This window comes from Streptomyces sp. CB03238, assembly GCF_002099185.1.
Lineage (GTDB): Bacteria > Actinomycetota > Actinomycetes > Streptomycetales > Streptomycetaceae > Streptomyces.
This window is the reverse complement of the sequence record NZ_NBCN01000004.1, coordinates 417,185-435,351: the sequence shown is the minus strand read 5'-3', so window position 1 is coordinate 435,351 and position 18,167 is coordinate 417,185. Positions and strand designations below refer to the sequence as shown.

Below are 18,167 nucleotides of genomic sequence, written 5' to 3'. Positions count from 1 at the left end.
TGGGGCGGTGCCGGTCAGTGGGCGGTGGTCGGGGTGGCGGGCCGTGGCCGGTCCTGGCGCGCCAGCTGCACCGGTACGGTGCCGAGCCGACGGTGCAGTAGCAGGCCGCGGCCGGGGTAGCGGCGGGTCGGGCGCTGGCCCCAGAAGGGCTGCTCGTCCTTGGGCACGCTCATCACCACGCCGGGGAAGTTCAGTTCGCGCATCCGGGCCAGGAGCGGGTCGCCGGTGGCGCGGGCCGCCCCGCCGGAGTGCCGGGTGACGTACAGGTGCAGTCCGACGCTGCGCGCCTGGGGCAGGAACTCCAGGAGGGGCCGCAGCGGGTTCCCGGCGGCGGTGGCCACCAGGTCGTAGTCGTCGACGAGGACGTAGATGTCCGGGCCCCGCCACCAGGAGCGGTCCTGGAGCTGTTCGGGGGTGACGTCGGCGCCGGGCAGCCGTCGCGTGAAGCCCTCGACGAGACCGCTGACGATCTCCTCGGTGAGGCTCTGGTTGGTGGCGTAGCCGAGCAGGCTCGGGCCGTCGAACTCCCGCAGCAGACTCATCCGGTGGTCGACGACGACAAGCTTGGCCTGTTCGGGCAGCCAGGCGTCGACGACCTGGTGGGCCACGGCGCGCAGCAGGGTCGTCTTGCCGCACTCGCTGTCGCCGATCGCGATGAGCCCGTGGTCCTCGCCGGGCGTGAACACCACCGGGTCCAGGCGGTTGCCCTCGACGCCGATGACCACGCCGCGCGCCCGTGCCTCGGCGGGCACGGCGGCGAGGGGGTACTGCCGCGGCAGCATCCGCACCCTGGGTGCCGGGCTCCCCGGCCAGGCGTCGGCGACCCGGGCCACCAGATCGGCCATGCCCTGCGCCAGTCGGGTGTCGCTGCGCTCGCCGTCCAGGCGGGGCATCGCTGCCAGGAAGTGCTGCAGGTCGGGGCTCAGACCGCGGCCTGGGCTGCCCGAGGGCACGGTGCGCTGCAGTTTGCGGTCGATCTCGGAGTCGAGGGCGTCTCCGAGCTTGAGCTCGATCTTCGTGCCGACCAGGTCGCGCAGGCCCATGCGCAGGTCGAGCCAGCGGTTTCCGGTGACGACCAGATGGATGCCGTACGTCAGCATCCGCCCGGCCACGGCCATCAGCGTGGCCTCCAGGTCGGGGTAGGTCTGGCGCAGCACCTGCCAGCCGTCGACGACCAGGCACACGTCGCCGAAGGCGTCCTCCGCCGTGCCCTCGGCACGCAGCCTGCGATAGTCCGCCATGGCGTCCACGCCGAGCTCCCTGAAGCGCGCCTCGCGCTGCTCCAGGACCTCGAGGACCTCGGCGACGGTGCGGTTGACCACCTCGGCGTCCGCCCGTCCCGCCACGCACCCCACGTGGGGCAGCCCCGACATGGCGAAGAGGGTGCCGCTGAAGTCCAGACAGTAAAATTGCACTTCGGCCGGTGTGTGCCGCAGCGCCAGCGCGCCAATGAGGGAGCGCAGCACGGTCGACTTGCCGCTGCGCGGGCCCCCGATCACCGCCAAGTGGCCGCCGGCGCCTGACAGGTCGACGGTCAGCGGGTCGCGCCGCTGGTGGAAGGGTCGGTCGACGATGCCGATGTGCGCTTCGAGCGTGGGCCGCGCCGGGTCGGCGCCCAGGCCGCGCCCCTCCCGTACGGCGAGGTCCGGGTAGAGGCCGTCCAGGGTCTCCGGTTCGTCCAGGGGCGGCAGCCACACCTGGTGGGCCTGCGGGCCCTGGCCCTCCATCTGCTCCACCAGCACGCCGAGGACCGTGGACCGCGGTTCGGCCTCACCGTCCCCCTCCTGCTCCTCGTCAAGGGCGGGCAGCCCCTCGGGGGCGCGCAGCTCGGCGGGTACGGGGGCATATGCCGCGGGGAACGCACGCACCGTCACCGGGCCCGCGAGGGCAAGCGGCCCCTCTTCGTGCGGGCGGTGCGCGCCCGACACGTACGCGGCGCGGAAGCGGCGCAGCGTGGTGGTGTCGGTGCGCAGATAACCGTGGCCCGGCGCGGTGGGCAGATGGTGCGCGTCGGGCACGCCGAGCGCGGTGCGGCTCTCCTGTTCCGAGAAGGTGCGCAGTCCGATGCGGTACGACAGATGCGCCTCGAGGCCGCGCAGGCGCCCCTCGTCCAGGCGCTGCGAGGCGAGCAGCAGATGCAGTCCGAGAGACCGTCCGAGGCGCCCGATCTGGACGAACAGCTCGGCGAAATCCGGTTTCTGAGCCAGCAGTTCGGAGAACTCGTCGACGACGATGAACAGACTCGGCAGCGGTGCGAGGGGCGTCCCGCGCTGGCGGGCCCGCTCGTAGTCGCGGACGTTCTGCAGGTTTCCGGCGTCCCTCAGCACTTCCTGCCGCCGGTTGATCTCCCCGGACAGGGCCTCCTGCATCCGGTCCACCATGCCCAGGTCGTCCTCGAGGTTCGTGATGACCGCGGCGACGTGCGGCAGCCCTGCCATTCCGGTGAAGGTCGCGCCGCCCTTGAAGTCGACGAGCACGAAGTTCAGCTGCTCGGTGGAGTGTGTGGCGGCCATCGCGATCACCAGGGTGCGCAGGAGCTCGGACTTGCCGGACCCAGTGGCGCCGACGAGCAGCCCGTGCGGTCCCATGCCGTTCTGGGCCGACTCCTTGATGTCCAGTTCGATGACGCCGCCGTCGTCGGTGATCCCGATGGGTGTGCGCAGCCGGTCCCGCACCGGTCGCGGCCGCCACAGCTGTTCGAGGTCGAGGCGTGCGGGGTCGGCGATGCCGAGGAGGGCCGGGAGGGTGGTGTCGGCGCTGCCGAGGTCGCCGCTGCGGGCGGTCGCGGTGTCGAGCCGCCGGGAGGCGAGCTGCTGCGCCAAGGCCTCCGCCTCGGCGACGGAGACGGTATCGGCCCGCCCCACCTCGTCGGCCTCGCCCAGCGGCCCCTGCCCGAGCACCAACAGCCGTCCCTCGCCGCTCACTTCGAGGTGAATTCCATGCGCTTCGGTCAGCGCGTCGGCGGCACCGTCGGCGTCGAGCACGGTGACACCCTGCATCCCGCCGCGGTCCAGGACCGCCTCTCCCCCCAGGGCAAGGCCTCCGTCGAGGACGACGAGCAGATGCGGCAGGTCGGGATCGGGCTCGGCATCCCTGCTGAACCGGGTCCGCCGGCTCAACTCGGCACCCAACATGTCCTCCAGACCCGTGAGGGTGGGATGCACGGCCCGTGCCGGCCCGGCATGGTCCAACTCGTCCTCGAGGCGGGCGTGGGGCAGCCACTTCACCCACCCCCAGTCGCCCGCGTCCGGATCACCCGTACACACGAGAAGCCGCAGGTCCTTGGGTGCGTGAAAGGTGACGGCCTGGAGCACGATGGCCCGCATCAGCGCACGCACGGCCTCCTTGTCGTCGTCGGCGCCGCCCGTGCAGCGCACGGACGCAAAGCGCCGCAGGGCGATCTGGACGGGCAGGTCGGGTACGACGGAATGCGCGCTGATGAAGCGCTTGAGGGCGGTGGCGCTGAGCGGATCCAGGTCCTCCACCGGCGCGGACTCCCCCGGCACGAGCGGCGTCGCCAGATAGCGGGGCCCGGTGCCGATCCCCACGACCCCGAAGTCCTCGTCCGTGGCCCGCCGCTCCCACAGCCGACGGCTCTCGGCAACGGCCCACAGAGTGTCAGGCGCGGGCGCTCCCCACCGCAGGGCCTGCCGCTGCGCCTGGGCGGTCGCGCGCACCTGGCCCCGCATCCGCTCCAGATACCTCAGGAACTTTCGCCGCTCGGCCTGCAGTTGTCCCTTGCCCTGCCCCCGCTCTCGGATCAGCGATCCGCCGACCATGGCCAGCGAGGACACGAGGAACATCGTCCCCACGATGTATCCCAGGGGGCCCCGCCCCATGGTCAGCATGTACATCACCGACCCGAGCCCACTCAGCGCGGGCAGGGCTATCAACCACACGTTGGAGGTGGTGGGGTGCGGGAGCGCGGGGGGTGGACGGAGGGGCAGATCGCCTTGAGGCACGGCGGGCTGGGATACCCGCGGAGGGCGATGGAACAGGGTGCCGTGGGTCACTGAGGCTCCTTCGACCCGGTGTGACGGTTAACGGAAGGGACACCAACGCCGGTCGGTCGTCCGCTCATCCTCCGGCGAACTGTGCGCGTCTGATCACGATGTCCTCCATCTCGTCGCTGTATTTATGGACGACTTCCATGTCCCTCAGCTCGGGAGCCAGACGACCTGGGTTCATGCGAAAGTTCGGAAGCAGTACCTCTGAACCGTTAAGGCGCCGCTCCGCGGGCGCGTGGGCGTCCAGCCGGTTCTGCTCCGCCACGGAGGCGGCGAGTTGGCGGATGGCCAGATCGCCGGTGTGGACGCCCTCGCGATTCCGCGCTTCCATCTGGTCCTTGACCCTTTGTTCGTATTCGGGAACAAGCAGGTCGACGCCTTCACTCAAGGCGCCTCCCACAATGGGAACTGCCCCCACCAGGGCCTTCGCCCCGCCCGTGGCGAGTTTCTGCTTGAATTCCCGGCTGTCGTCCTCGTCAAGCATCACGTCTTCGTATGCCTTGCGCTCGCCGTGTGCCACCATCCCGTCCACAAATCCGACCTCGTCCACGATCCGCTGCACCTCCATCCCGTGAGCGGGGTTCGCTTTATGCGGAATGGATTCCAGGAGCTGCTCAATCTGGCGCCGCTCCCATTCCGCCACCTGCGTCTTGAACCGCTCGTGCGTGCCCGGCTCGGTCTTCGCGAAGAATTCGAAGAGCTGCTCCTGCTCGGCCGTGGGCAAACCCATCCGGCCGCCGCCCGGGGTGTTCAGGTCCCCTATGTGTGCAATGGCGGTGTCCACCACCGCAGTCTGCAGGGCGTCGTGGTTCACGGGATGCACAGCGTTCCCCTGCACCATCCCGTCGCCCAGCACGAGGTCGGGGTGCCGAGCCGTCTGGCTGAGAATGTTCCTGGTGGCATCGCGCTGCTGATGGGCCAGGCCCTCGTCGCCCGGGGCCTGGATGGCGGCCGACCGCACGAGTTCGGCCACCCCGGCGCTGTCGGCCCACTGCTTCCCGAGAAGGCGGCTGGTCATCTCGGTGTCGGCGAAGGCACCGATGGCAGCCGGCTGATTGAGTGCGGCGGCGTGGAGCATGCCGCTGCTTCCGTGGTTACGCAGCGGGTTGTCGACCTGGACGGTCGTCCCGCTTTGACTGTCTGTCGCCAGTTCTGCGTTCCCGGCTTCCACGGCCTCCTGGAAACTGACCGCGGCACCGATCAAGTCGGCGCTGAACCGTTTACCTCCAGCGAGGTCGGACTGCCCCATGAGGCTTCCGAAAGCATTGAACTCATCGACTCTGCGGCGGGCCTCCTCATCCCCCTGCTGGCTGATTCCGAGGAACATGTTGGCGTCGTAGGCGTGCACGAAATGGGCGACGGACTGCGGAATATCCGCCGTCTCCACGCCCTGCTCCACGTTCATCGCCTGGTTGGTCAGTGCGTTGATGCCGTTCGCGATGGTGCTCTGCGCGTCCCCGATCTGCACCAGAGCGTTGAAGAAGTCCTCGGTGGAGGAGACCTGCGCGTCGAGATTCCCGAGGTTCCGCAGATCCTCCGGCCGCAGCGTGTTGAAGTACCTCATCAGGTACGCCCGCTCGGCAGGACTCAGCGGTTCTCCGTTCCTGACCTGCTCCATCATCTGCTTCAGCGGGCCGACGGCCTCTTGCACACCGGCCGGGTCGGCGATGTCGCGGTTAGCCTCCACCCGCGTCAACTCGGCCTGATATTCCGCGGCTCCCTCGCCGTACCACATGTCCCTGTGCGGCCCGTACGCGACGTCGTAGCCGTGGTCTTTGAGGTCGGCTCCGATTTTCATCAGTTGAGATCGGTAGTGGCCGATCGCGTCCCGCATCGCGGTGTGGGCGTTGTGGGCGTCCTGGACTGCCAGGTCCAGGTACTGCTTCCTGATTGCCTCTGCGGCGGCAGCGGTGGCAGCGGCGGCCATGCCGTCCTGCTCGGCGGATCTGGCCAGGGGCCCGCCCTGTGCGGCGGAGTGCTCGCTCAGTGCCCTATGTGCTGCCTCCACGCGCTCGGCGAAGAGCCGGGTGAGCTTCTCCTCTTGTCGCGTCACTTCGTCCTGCGTTTCGATCGCCAAGCCCATCGCCTGGTTCAGGCGGTGGGCGGTGACCTCGATGTCCGTGCCTCCTCCTTGCAGCGACTGGTCCGTGATCCGGATGTTCTCCTCGGGGTCGTGATGAGGTATCCAGTCGGTCTGCGCCGACTCTCCTTGTATGGCCGAGGCGAGGCGTGCCGTCTTCCCGGCGTCGCCGGCCGACGACGCCGCTTCGGCGAAGGCACGCGAAGCGGCGGCCATTTCCGGCTCGCTCACCTCCTGGTCGAAGCCCTGGGCGACGTCCCACGGGTCGACGTTTGCGGCCTTGACGATCTCTTCACGCGTGAAGCTCACACTGGGCATCGGTCCCCTCTCATCGGTCACCATGTATGCCGTCACATGCCGTCAGCGACGATCCGGGCCGGGGCACTGGCCTCCTGCCCGGGGGCCCCGCGCTGGGTCACCGCAGCCGAGGCATCGGCGTCCGTCGCCTCCCCGATGCCCGCCGACCGATGGGCGCCTCTGCCCATCAACTCGCGCTCTTCTGCAGCACGTTGTACGCCGCCAGCCTGTACGTCCCGTGTCTCGTTCACTGACCCTACGAACTCCTCGGCCCCGCCCCACGACGACGCGTCTGCCCGTATCGACCGAAGCCGCTGCTGTGCTTCGTCCGCCTCGTCTGCGCACAGGTAGCTGCCGCGGCCGCCTTCACGCAGGCCGTCTGGCAGGTATTCAAGGCCGTCGTCGGGCATCAGGGATTCTGCCTTCCGTTTTGAGGGCCGGGCCCAGGGCCGGGTCGTAGCCCGCGCCCGGGGGCGGGTCCTATTTCGCCGAGGGTGCCGTGGGTGGCTGTGCGGCCGCTGGACCAGACGTCGGGGTCTTCGGTCAGATCGCCGCCGGAACGGCGTTGCTGCGGGCGCCGGTCGGCGGCGGACGCGTGGGCAGCGGAGGGCGCGGGCGGTGCGGGCGCCGGGCGGGGTGCCAAGCCGTGGCGCGCCAGGGCGTCCGCCGTTCGCACGCCGCCGCCCCTGAATACTCCGCCCGCACCCGGCAGAGGTGTACGGCCGGGGCCGCCACGTGGTGCGTTCCCCCGCGCTGCACCGCAGTGCGCGGCCCCCGGCGGCGGCATGTACGGTCGCCCGCCCAGGGCCGCCTCGCGCTGGGCGAAGCGATTGGCGACCTCCGCCCGGTGTGCGAGATTGCGCAGCGCCTGTTGTGAGACCTGACCCGAGGTCGGGCCTGCGGCGCCCACGCCGGGTGGGACGACGCCGCCGTACAAGCTGCCGAGGCCGCCGTTCGTGACGCCCGCGCCGCCCGTGGCGACCAGCCCCACCCCGGTAACCAGGGCCAGCGCGCCGGGGCCGTCGCCCAGGCCCGACAGACGCGTGGCGTACTCGGTCACCGCGCCGAACGGGCGGCCCGTCACCGGGTCGATCCAACGGCCGGTGACCGGGTCGAACTCCCGCCCTGTGACGGGGTCGACGAGGAATCCGGTGCTCGGACTTGTCACCCAGCCCGCGAACTCCCCGCCTTCGGGACCGACCACCGAAGCATGCGGATAGGCCCCCGCCCCGACCTCGCTGCCGTTCGGCGCCGCGACCGACGGGCCGTCGGCCGAAGTGCCCGCGGCTGCGGGCCGGGCCGCGTCAGCCGTGCCCCGACCGTCGCCACCGTCCGCCGACGCCGCGCCGACATCAGGAGCCGTGGGCGCGCCCCCGCCGGTCACCCGGCCGTACTCGGAGTCCAGGGTGCGCAGCACCTTGCGGGCCTCCTCGCCCAGCAGCTGCCGCTCCTGCTCCTGCCGTCCCGTACCGGCGTCGCTCTGCGCCCCCTGGGACTGCTTCTCGTACTCCACCTGCAGGCTGATGACCCGCTCCGCGGCGACCGCCGTGGCGTCGCCCGCGGTCTGCAGCTGACGGCCGATCGCCATCGCCACGTCGGACGCGCCGCCGCCCCAACTGCTCAGGGCTTCCAGGCGCGTGGCCAGCTCGGCGAGGCCTTCGCCTTTCTCCTGGGTGGTCCGCTGCGCGGCCCCCCTCAGCTGGTCCTGGCCTTGCTGGGCCGCGGCGGCCAGCGCGATCCAGGCGCCCGCCGCAGCGCGGATCGCCAGGTGGTCGGCGCTGTGCACGATCTGTACGGTCTGCTCGAAGTCGTCACTCATGACGGTCACGTCACCCCTCAGCGCCCGCCACCGTCAGCGGGCGGGCCCGCCCCGGCTCCAGGAGGCCCGTCCGGCACGGCCAAACGCGCCTGCAGTTCCGCGAGCTCGTCCGTGGCGTCGGCGATCCCGGCGACGACACCCGCGTTGTTGACAACGTTCTGCACCGAGACGCCCGCGCGCTCGAGCTCTTCGAGCATCCGGCGCGCGGCCTCTTCCAAGGCGGCCGCGGCCGCCGCGCCGTTGGGCACGCGTCCGAACATGGTGCCCGCCGAGGCGATCTCGGCGAACCTCTCCTTGAGCGCCGCAAGGCCCTCCGCACCGGCCGCGTCACGCTGTGTGCCGCGCGCGGCCGCGGCGTTCAGATGCTGAACTCCGTCGTCTGTCATCGTCACTGTCCCCCGATGCACTGTGCTGTTCCGTCCCGTCGTGGCCGGGTCAGAGCGCCGCTGCCCGGCGCATCGCCGCGCCGCCTTCAAGGGCGATGTCGCGGACGTTGCCGATCGCGGTGTTCTGCAGGCCGAGGTCATCGGCGTAACGCGTCACGTCCTGGACGTACTTGTCGTTACGCTCGGCCAGTACGCCCGCGAGTCCGGCGTCGATGTCGCCGTTCGGGAAGAGCGCCTGGATCCGGGTGATCACGTCCTGCCAGATCGCGTTGCACTCCTCGATCTGGGTGCGGCCGACGGACTGGATGTCCGACAGACCGGTGTCGCTGAACTGATAGTGGCCGCCTGCCATGGGATCTCCTCGTGAATGTCCGGACTGCTGATCTGTGGGGCCGTCGCGCACAAGCGGCCCCGACGCTGCTACACCGCCGTGTGCCGCATTCCCTGCTCGACGCCGATCCCCGCGCCGCGAGCCGTCGCGGCCTGTGCTTCCTGATCGGTCGCGTGGCCGTGTTCGCCGGTGAGACCGATGTCGTCGCGCAGCCCTGAAAGTGCTTCCCCGAGGGCCTGCGCGGCGCCGGAGAGGTTGGTGTAGGTGTCCATCGCGGTGGCCGTGCCCGAGCCGCGGTAGGCGACACCGACCGCGTCGCTCTGCGCGCCGATGGTCTTGGCCGACGTGGTCATGCGGTCGAAGGCGTCGTTGACGATCCCTTCGATGCCGCGCAGCACGTCGGTGTTGACATTGACGTTGTACTCCGAGCTCACCTTGTTCCTCCTGTCGTCTGCGGACGGACCGTGGATTGCCTTACGGAAGGCCGGCTCGACCTCGTGAAGCTGTGGCTCAAGCCGTCATTCGCTGTGCCGGTGGCGCTCATCAGCAAGCTACCGACGGCGTGTCGGGACCGGTCCCGCGAGGCACGGCGTACGGGTGCGCGGCGCGACTTGTGCGGGCGCCTCATGGGCCGGATCGTGTCCCGGATAGGCTCCCTTGCCGCGGATGACAGGCCGCGTCGCGCAGCAGACGTAGCAGCCGGTGCCGACTGGGGGAGCGATACATGCAGCCGCACGAAGTGGTCGACAGCCGGTATCGGCTGATCCGGCGCTTGGGGTCGGGGGGCTTCGGCACGGTCTGGGAAGCCCGGGACACTCGTATGCAACGCCCCGTCGCCCTCAAGGTCGCCGACCAGGAAGGCAGCCCGGAACACGCTGAGCGGTTCTTGGGCGAGGCACTGACCGCTGGCGGACTCAACCATCCGCACATCGTCACGGTCCACGACTACGGCGTCGCTGAATCCGGTGGGCGACAGCGCTTGTATCTGGTGATGGAACTGGTCGACGGCGAGCCGCTGGACGCCGTACTGCGGCGCGGGCTGCCGCCACTCTCCCAGGCCCTGACGTGGGTCGAGCACATCTGCGCCGCCCTGGCCGCCGCGCACGACCGGGGCGTGGTCCACCGGGATGTCAAGCCGGCGAACGTCCTGGTCCAGGCCGACGGCCGGGCCAAGCTCGTCGACTTCGGCATCGCCAAGAGCCCGGCGCAGGAACGCACCCGGACCGATCCGAGGATCGTCATCGGAACGCTTGCCTACACGGCGCCCGAGCGCTTCGCGGGCATCACGGCCGATCCCCGCTCCGACCTGTACGCGGTGGGCTGCCTGCTGGCCGAGCTGTGCACCGGCCGGCCGCCGTTTCCCGGTTCCAGCCTCGGTGCCATGCGTCAGCAGCACACCCAGACACCGCCGGCGCCGCTGCGCAGCCTGCGCCCGGACCTTCCGGCCGAACTCGACGACCTCGTGCTGCAGCTGTTGAGCAAGAACCCGGGCGAGCGGCCGCAGCGTGCGGACGAGGTCCGCGACCTCCTGCGCACGCTGGCGGCCGCCGGACACAGCCATCCAGTACGGGTTTGGGGGAAGGTCCCCACCGGCGAGCCCCCTGTGGCGGCCGGCGCGCCGACGGTGCCGCCACCACCGGCCGGGCAGCCGGCCGCCCCGTACCCGCCGACTCCGCAGGACACCGGCCCGCGGACGGCCCGGCCCCGACGTCGCCGCGCGCTCGTCGGTGCCGTCGCGGCGGCCACCGTCCTGCTGGCGGGCGCGGGGAGTTGGCTCGCAGTGGACCTGCTGCCGCGCGGCAAACGGGTCACGGCCGGGCCGTCCGCATCCGCATCGGCGAGCCCCTCCACCGGTACGCCGACCCCCACCCCGAGCGAGAGCCGGGACCGCGAGCGGCCGAGCACAAGTGCCTCACCGTCACGGCAGCGCCCCGGCGACGGCGAAGAACGCCCCGAGCCCGAAGGCTCATCCGCTGCACCCGCGAACCGGCCCTCGAAGTCCACCCCTGCACCGGACACCGGACGGCCGAAGCCCGACGCTCCATCCTCCGGGGAGGCAGCAGGTGCCCTCGTCAGCAGCGGGCAGACGGCGGGCTACGACGCCTGTCCCTACGGCCGCACGTGCATCTTCGAGGGCTGGGACGGCACGGGCTGGATGGGGTACGCGCCGAGCTGCGGCACCATCGACCTCGGCGGACTGAAATTCATGGTCTCGTCCGTGCGCACGTGGGGCAACCCCGTCTCCCTGCTCGACCAGGACGGCAGGCAACTGGCCCATGTGAACAGCTGGACGTCGACCAACCTCTCCCCGGAGCAGAACGACCGGGCGGTCACCGCCTTCGTGCACTGCCCCTGAGCCGCCGACCGTCGACTGCCGCGCAGGGCCATGCTCAGTGCGCCCGAGACCGCTGCCCACCAGGGTTCCGGCAGCCATTGTCGTGCGGCTCTCCAGGCTGTCGTGTTCTGTACGCCGAGGTGGAACCGGTCTGGACGCGGCGCCCGCGCTCCTTGATCATGTCGTGCATGAAGGCGGAGAACTCAGGGCGGCACCGCGTGGAACTTCTCCCCGCGTCCGTCGCCAGCCTCGTCGGTGCGCGCCTCGATGCCCCGGCGGGCACGATCTACGTACTGGCCGCTTCCGGCGGTGTCATGTCGACGCCACGGCGCCACTTCAGCCTGCTCTTCGGTCGCAACGAACCCGAGGTACACGTCTGCATCGGCACCGACGATCCCCACGTCAGCCGCATCCACGGCCGGGTCACCTGTGATGGTACGGACTGGTGGCTGCGCAACGACGGGCAGTTGCCGATCAAGCTGCCCGGTACGCGATTGCTGCTGTCGGGGCAGGAAGAGGTGTTGCGGGGCTACAGCGCCCTGTTCATCCCGAGCCCGACCGGGCGGGAATACCTGCTCGAGGTGAGGATCATCGGAGCCCGCTCCGCGGCGATGACGGCCGCGCCGCACGAGACCACGCGCCAGCACCGCGCATGGGAGTTGACTCTCGACGAACGCCTTGTCCTCACCGCCCTGGCGCAGCGGTACCTGCGCCAGGAGGCGTATCCGCAGCCCCAGTCGTGGCGACAGGTCTCCGACGACCTCAACGCGCTGCCCGGGCAGCCCGGTTGGAACCCGCACCGTGCGGCGAACGTCGTGGAGCGGGTCCGTATCCGCCTGTCCGCCCACGGGGTGGCCGGCCTGACCCGGGAAGAGGTCGGCGAGCCGGTCGGCAACTCGCTCAACCACAACCTCATCCAGGAACTGCTGGTCAGTACCACGCTCGTGCCGCCGGATCTGCGCCTTCTGGGCGAGGGCGATGTCTGAGGGGGGAAGCTGCTTCCGCCGGTGGGCATACGGCGACGGCGGTGGGCCGCGTGGGATGTGCGGGGGGCCGGCGTGAATTCCACGGACCGTTTCCGGCCATTGTGCGCCCTGCTCAGATCCGCACCACCGTGGTCCCCGACGCCTTGTCGTGCAGGGTTCTGCCTTCCTCGCCGAACACCCACAAGTGGTCGATCAGCAACAGGATGCCCCAGCACGTGACGGCGAACAGGGCGTGCAGCAGGAAGCGACCCCAGGATCTGGCAGGTGTCACCGGCTCCCCCGTGGTGTAGTTGATCACTCGGAGGCGCAGCGCCAGCTTTCCCGGGGTCGCCCCCCAAAGGCGCGTACAGATCGGCACGTAACCCCAGAAGATCACCATGGTGATGAGCACTCCCGGTATGGCGAGTGCCGGGGGCCCCGAGCCGCTCTCTCCCGCATCGAAACCGAACAGCTTGGCGATCCCGCCGGTGAGAAGAATCGGGACGGCCGTCGCCCCTAGCCACGCCACCACATCGATCACCAGCGCAAGCAGCCGCAGCCAAGGGCCGGCAGGGGTGCCTGCGGCGCTTCGCAGCTGAGTCGCCAACAAGCGCTGCTGACGCAGGAGTTCTTCGTGTGTCGTCCCCGCTGGGCCATGTTCCCTGAACCGACCTTGAGAGTCTTCCACGTCTTCTCCTCCGGCCACCGTGGCCTTCGTCGCTCATTGTCACGAGGGCCGCAACGGCAGCGCAACACGCCAAGCCACAGCTTCATGAGCTGGTGTGCCCTCGGCGTTTCCGGTCGGCTGCTCAGTGGCAGCGGCCCCGCCCGGTGCCCTGGTACAGGTCCGGTGCGCCCCGGGGGCTGTCGATGTCCGGCCACCGGCGTCCGGCAAACGTAGGCAGCGGCCAGCGGGACCGGTCCCGGACTGCTCCGTCGACACTCGGGACCAGGACGTACTGGTCTGTCGTCAGGGGCAACGAGATGGATGAGGCAACACCTGCCGTGCCGGAGCCCGCGCCGAGGTGACGGGCCCATGACGCTCCGGCTGTCGCACTGGGCAACGCGTGCTGCTCGGCGTCGGCTACCTGATGCTGGGCCGACGCAAGTCGTGCGTCGCCACCGTGGCCCGAACCGCCGGGCTCGGCCGGCTGGTGGCCACCACAGCACAGCCCTGGGAGCAAAACCGTGGCACTGGCCTGGTGGGCGGCCGTCATCGCGCACGATGGTTCCCGGCACGGCGCGGCACGGGCCGGGGCTCCGTGCTCAGGCAGCGCCAGGTCGCGCTCGCTGCCGCCGCTCCCGTCCTTCCTCGCTGTGGCAACGCTGAGTTTCGACGCCGTGAGTGACCGGTCCGTCTCGGCTCGTGCCGACGGTGCGTGTGACGAAGTGATCGGGGCCCAGGGCGACCTGGGGGCCGGGCACCGGATCGTCGGAGCCCGGAAGGTTGCCAGTTCCTTGTCGGGCTCCTGATCGCGCCGCGGGACGTGGAACGCATCATCCGTACCGCCGAACACCCCCGGGCTCCTCCGGACCAGGGGCCGCCTCCGTGCGACTGCGACTGCCGGTCGCCGCATGGAGAACTTCCTCACCAACGGAAAGCTGCCGAAGCCCGGAACTCGACGCCGCTGATAGCGCCCGGCAGGCAGGCTCCAGCCCTGCCCCGCCCCCTCAGCTGTCAGCGCATGAGTTTCTTTGCACGCTGGAGGGCCTGTTTGCTGGTGATACCGCGGATTTCTTCGCCGAGGTTCGTGCCTGGCTCGTAGACGTCCATGAAAGTCGGAGGGTTGCGCAGATATCCGTCACGGCCGAAGCGCAGGTCGTAGTTGCACGGCCCCTTGGGGCGAACCTTGTCGAGGCCGTTTGTCACCGTCTGCCGCAAGGTCTGACCCGAGGCATCAGGACTGGCGGCTTCCAGCGCCGCGGTGAGCGCCAGGGCGGCTTCGTAGGACTCCACGCTTCCGAGCTGTGGGTACGTGCTGTACTTCCTCTGGTAAGCGGTGTCGAAACCGGAGTTGCGGAAGCAGTAGTTGCGGGTGCCCATCCACGAGGATTTCACCTTGTAGACGCCGTCCAGAGCGGTGTCCTGGGCGAGCCTCAGTCCGTGATAGTCCGCCCTGGAGAGGGCCGCGTCCAGTTCGTGGAACGCCTTGGGCGCGCCGGCGTAGTACACGACGTTGTGGCCCGATTCCGCGATGTCGATGCCCAGTTGGGCGACGCCACTGTCCACGGTGCGGATGTCGGACGGGAAGCCGCTGCCGGTGGCGGCGGAGATCCGCTCGACCGTAGCGGTGGCTTCGTCGGAACCGTCAGAAACGTAGCTCGCGCCGGTCACTCTCATGGTGGTGTCGTCAAGGCTGGTCAGGAAGTCGGCCGTGGCCCGCTCCAGCACGCTCGTTGCCCCCATGACCTGGTAGGTGGTGGTGCCGAGGTCGCCGGTCAGGCGCGTCCATGGGCTGAGGACGGCGATGCCTTGCTGCGCGAAGGTCTTCGAAGCCTGGGCCATGACGTCGGAGGGTGACTCACCCACCGGGGCAATGACGCCGACGATCTCTTCGTCGGCGACGATGCGCTCGGCCACCTGCTGGGAGCCGTCCGGTGTCCCTGAGTTGTCGTACGTGCGGGCCGTGATCCCCTCCGTTCGCGCCAGGGCCAGCTGGACGCTGTTGAACGCCGCCTGCGCCTTGACCTTGCCGACGCCGGCGAAGTCGCCCACCACCGCGAGCACCCTGGGACGTGGAGGCACCGGATGGGAATCGAACGGCCACTTGATCACTGTGGTGAGCAGGGCCGCCACGACGGCGGCGACGCCCAGCGCTGCCAGTTTGCCACCTCTGCCGAGGCAATCCAGCCGGATGAACGCGGCCCCACGCTTGCCGGGGGGCACGGCAACGTCGTATGCGTCTTGCAACGGACCTTCGTCCACTGCGGGTCCGGCGTCCCGCTCATGCAGGCCAGGCGGTGCGGTGCCAGGAAGCTGTGCGTCGTTCAGGTGTGCAGACCCGAGGGAACGTGGCGCCGAAGCGGGGCCGAGGACGGCCTTGTGGGGAGGCAGCGTGGGTACGGAATGGATGGGGTTGCCCGCCCCGGCCGGCGGTGTGAGCCCGAGGCCCTGGTCAGGGATGGGCAGGCCGCGGCGCAGCGCGTGAAGCTGGTGCCGGACCTGAGTCGCATGGTGCGGACGGCTGTGGGGGGCCTTGGCGAGCAGGCGCAGCACCAGAGCGTCGAGGTCGACCGGTAGGCCGGGGCGCCGGGTCCGCAGGGCCGGCGGCGGAACCTGGGTGTGCTGGTGCAGGAAATTGTGGGGGTGGGGGCCGGGGAACGGCGGGTGGCCGGTGCACAGTTCGGTCAGGAGGCAGCCGAGCGCGTACAGGTCGCAGCGGGGACCGCTGACCTCGCCGGAAAAGCCTTCCGGTGCCATGTACGCGAGGCTGCCGATGAACCCGCCAGTCGTCGTGAGCTTCCGATCCTCTGCGAGGTTCCTCGCGATTCCGAAGTCGACGACCTTGGCCCGGCCGTCGGCTTGGACGAGGACATTCGCCGGCTTGATGTCTCTGTGCATCACGCCGTGGTGGTGTGCTGCGGCCAGGGCGTCGCAAATCTGCTCCGCCCAGAGCAGTGCCTGGCTCAACAGCGGGAGCGCGCGGGCCAGGACCGCGTCAAGCGGCTCGCCATCAATCAGCTCCATCACCAGGTAGGGCCGGATCAGACCGTCGACCTCCGCGGTGCCGTAGTCGTGCACGGTGACGATGTGCGGATGATTGAGCCTGCCGGCGGTCACCGCTTCGCGTACGAACCGTTCGGCCTCCTTGGTACCGGTGCCGAGCTTGGCGATCTTCAGCGCCACGGTGCGCTGCATACGAGCGTCCTCGGCCTCCCAGACCTCGCCGAAGCCCCCCTCCCCAATGAGCCGGACCAGCGTGTACCGCCCGTCGACAACCTCACCAGACTCCATGCTCCAGCCCCCAGCCCCTCCTCCGGTCGTTTCCCGCCTGCGACCTGGTGCGCTGGTGCGGCGCGGCTCAGTCACACCCCGTCCCGCCACGGCGGCCCAGGCCGTAGGGTGCCTTTTCGGTGCAGACGTGCTGTCAGCGCTCTGCGTGCACGCAGCGTGGCCTTCCCAGCCCTACGTGAGCAGGTAAATGACCTGGGCGCGCACCCATGCATGATGGCACCGGCCCTCTCACGGCGGCAACGAGTTGCCCGGCGCGGTGGAACCCGCCTTCCTCGTCGCTGTCGCCGACGGAGCGTTCACCAGCGCGGCCGGTGGTGCCGACAGCGACGCGGAGGAAGTGGGGGCCGCGGGGGCGGCAGGGGATGTTCAGCAGGTGGTACCGGGGCCGCCTTCCCCGGTCATGGCATCACGGTGCCTGTCGCGCACGGCTCCGTCGTAGAGCCCTGCCATGCGTCCGCGGGCTGCCCTCCTGATGCCCAGGTCGGGCCGGCTCCCTCGCGACGCCGTCGCGTCGAGGCGGTCGGGACCGGTCCCAACTGTCGTGGAGCACAGTAAGCCGCACATCGGTGACGGCAGCACAGCGAGTGCCGCGAGAACGGAGGCAGTCATGACATTCCAGGCCCAAGGTTCGCAGGACTACCTGCCCATGGGGGATCCGCCGCCGAGCCGTACGGGGGCCTCCCGGCGCATGTATGTATGGGTGGGCGGGGTCCTCGCGGCCATGGTGGTCGCAGCGGTTGTCTGTGCTGTGTACGCCACCGTTGCCAACGGGGAAGGCAAACAGTCTCCCCCGGCCGCGTCAGCTTCAAAGAAGCCGTCGCCGGCCTATACCGGCCCTCCCTACGGTGCTGCGGTCGGCCTCGACGACGAGCTGCGCAGCGGAGACTGCCTCGAGGCCACGTGGCCCAAATTCCAGGGACTGCCTCAGCTCAAGCCCGCACACTGCGAGGACGACTGGGTCGACGGGCAGGTTGTTTCGCTGCTGCCCGGTAAGTCGCTCGACCAGGCACGCGCTCACGCCGAAGCCACCTGCCAGAAGAAGCACGTCAAGCTGACGGAAAGCCTCCCGGACACGCGGATCTACGCGCTCGTTCCGAGCAAGGAGGGTTGGCAGGCAACGCAGCGGACCGCATGCATCATCTTCACCAAGAGTGACCATGGAATCGCCGGGCCGGTGGGACAGTTCCGCGGAGTCGGAGACGAACTGTTCTTCGGAAACATGGGGGTGGGTGACTGCATTCGCCTCGAAGAGGACAAGGAAGGGGAGGACAAGGGAGCTGTCGTGCCGTACCTGCAGGACTGCTCGGAGGAGCATGAGAACGAGGTCGTCGGCTTCGTAAGCCTCAAAGGCCCGGACTATGACAAGGCGGCAGACGCGTCGTATGACCAGTGTGTGGACGCCTATGACGTTGAACTCGCTCGCAGCGGCTTGGAGATGGGGTCGTACACCAGTGAGGGCGCCTTCGACAGCGGGTTCACATGGGGGGTGTGCGTTGTGTCCGACCCCGACGGTGAACAGCTCCCCGCCGGTCACGTGGAGGAGTTCGAGGACGCGATGCCGAGTGGCAACGCCCAGTCGTCCAACGGGCGGGAAGTCTGATGAGGTGGGCTGCTCGATGCCGGGAGCAGAGACCTGCTGATCGGCGTGCGGATGCGAGCCCAGGGTGGGGGCGGCAGCGTCCAGGCCCTGGGCAAGGCTCTCATCAGCGAACGTACGCGAACCCTCGACCACCCCGGCATGGGTCTCATTCGTCCACTACGGCGTGTGAGGACCAAGGCGTTGGCGTAAGTGGCTGTTGGAGTCCCGATCTTGAGGGGTGTGCGTCGAACGCGGTCCCGATCGGTTTGATCGCCGCTGGCTGCGGACACGAAGGCAGGGCCTCTCGGTAGCGAGGACCCAGCCATGGGCCGCGTCGATTCATGCTTCGACAACGCCGTCAGCGAGGCATTCGACAGCAATCCCCAAGGCCGAGTACGTCCACCGGCACACCT

Annotated in this window: 12 protein-coding genes; 3 read left to right on the top strand and 9 right to left on the bottom strand. The window is 69.8% G+C overall.

All coding sequences use genetic code 11. The features are described from left to right. Positions 1 to 14: 14 nt before the first annotated feature. The 7 genes from eccCa to BKD26_RS09215 form a co-directional block, all read right to left on the bottom strand. Positions 15 to 3,962, bottom strand: a complete 3,948-nt coding sequence (gene eccCa / locus BKD26_RS09245) for a type VII secretion protein EccCa (protein WP_277622358.1) — start codon at positions 3,960 to 3,962, stop codon at positions 15 to 17. A gap of 115 nt (positions 3,963 to 4,077) precedes the next feature. After that, the gene (locus tag BKD26_RS09240; RefSeq protein ID WP_143662627.1) at positions 4,078 to 6,396 is read right to left on the bottom strand and encodes a hypothetical protein; all 2,319 of its coding nucleotides are present in this window, start codon (positions 6,394 to 6,396) and stop codon (positions 4,078 to 4,080) included. Between the two features lie 41 nt (positions 6,397 to 6,437). Further along, entirely contained in the window at positions 6,438 to 6,794 is a 357-nt protein-coding gene (locus tag BKD26_RS09235) for a hypothetical protein (protein WP_084897327.1), read from the bottom strand. Then, positions 6,794 to 8,203 (bottom strand): hypothetical protein, encoded by a 1,410-nt coding sequence (locus BKD26_RS09230; protein WP_143662626.1) that lies wholly within the window; start codon positions 8,201 to 8,203, stop codon positions 6,794 to 6,796. The genes BKD26_RS09235 and BKD26_RS09230 overlap by 1 nt, the downstream gene beginning before the upstream one ends. 17 nt (positions 8,204 to 8,220) lie before the next feature. Continuing rightward, on the bottom strand, positions 8,221 to 8,589 hold the full coding sequence (locus tag BKD26_RS09225) for a hypothetical protein (RefSeq protein ID WP_084897325.1): 369 nt from the start codon (positions 8,587 to 8,589) through the stop codon (positions 8,221 to 8,223). 49 nt (positions 8,590 to 8,638) lie between these two features. Continuing rightward, positions 8,639 to 8,941 carry a hypothetical protein gene (locus tag BKD26_RS09220; protein ID WP_084897324.1) on the bottom strand — a complete coding sequence of 101 codons (303 nt, stop codon included), beginning with the start codon at positions 8,939 to 8,941 and terminating at the stop codon, positions 8,639 to 8,641. Between the two features lie 68 nt (positions 8,942 to 9,009). Beyond that, a complete protein-coding gene (locus tag BKD26_RS09215) occupies positions 9,010 to 9,354 on the bottom strand; it encodes a hypothetical protein (protein WP_084897323.1) in 345 nt (114 codons plus the stop codon). Positions 9,355 to 9,644: 290 nt separating this feature from the next. On the opposite strand from BKD26_RS09215, the gene BKD26_RS09210 reads away from it, so the two are divergent. Together BKD26_RS09210 and BKD26_RS09205 are read left to right on the top strand one after the other, a co-directional pair. Then, complete coding sequence (locus BKD26_RS09210) at positions 9,645 to 11,276, top strand: serine/threonine-protein kinase (RefSeq protein WP_084897322.1); 1,632 nt, start codon at positions 9,645 to 9,647, stop codon at positions 11,274 to 11,276. A 167-nt stretch (positions 11,277 to 11,443) separates the two neighbouring features. Next, entirely contained in the window at positions 11,444 to 12,241 is a 798-nt protein-coding gene (locus BKD26_RS09205) for an FHA domain-containing protein (protein WP_241518582.1), read from the top strand. Positions 12,242 to 12,353: 112 nt separating this feature from the next. On the opposite strand, the gene BKD26_RS09200 is transcribed toward BKD26_RS09205, so the two are convergent. Together BKD26_RS09200 and BKD26_RS09195 are read right to left on the bottom strand one after the other, a co-directional pair. Next, complete coding sequence (locus BKD26_RS09200) at positions 12,354 to 12,908, bottom strand: RDD family protein (RefSeq protein WP_179166477.1); 555 nt, start codon at positions 12,906 to 12,908, stop codon at positions 12,354 to 12,356. 990 nt (positions 12,909 to 13,898) lie between these two features. Further along, positions 13,899 to 16,175: a bifunctional serine/threonine-protein kinase/ABC transporter substrate-binding protein gene (locus BKD26_RS09195; RefSeq protein WP_084897320.1), complete on the bottom strand. Its 2,277-nt coding sequence runs from the start codon at positions 16,173 to 16,175 to the stop codon at positions 13,899 to 13,901. Positions 16,176 to 16,782: 607 nt separating this feature from the next. On the opposite strand from BKD26_RS09195, the gene BKD26_RS09190 reads away from it, so the two are divergent. Continuing rightward, the gene (locus BKD26_RS09190; protein WP_179166476.1) at positions 16,783 to 17,775 is read left to right on the top strand and encodes a septum formation family protein; all 993 of its coding nucleotides are present in this window, start codon (positions 16,783 to 16,785) and stop codon (positions 17,773 to 17,775) included. Positions 17,776 to 18,167: the final 392 nt, after the last annotated feature.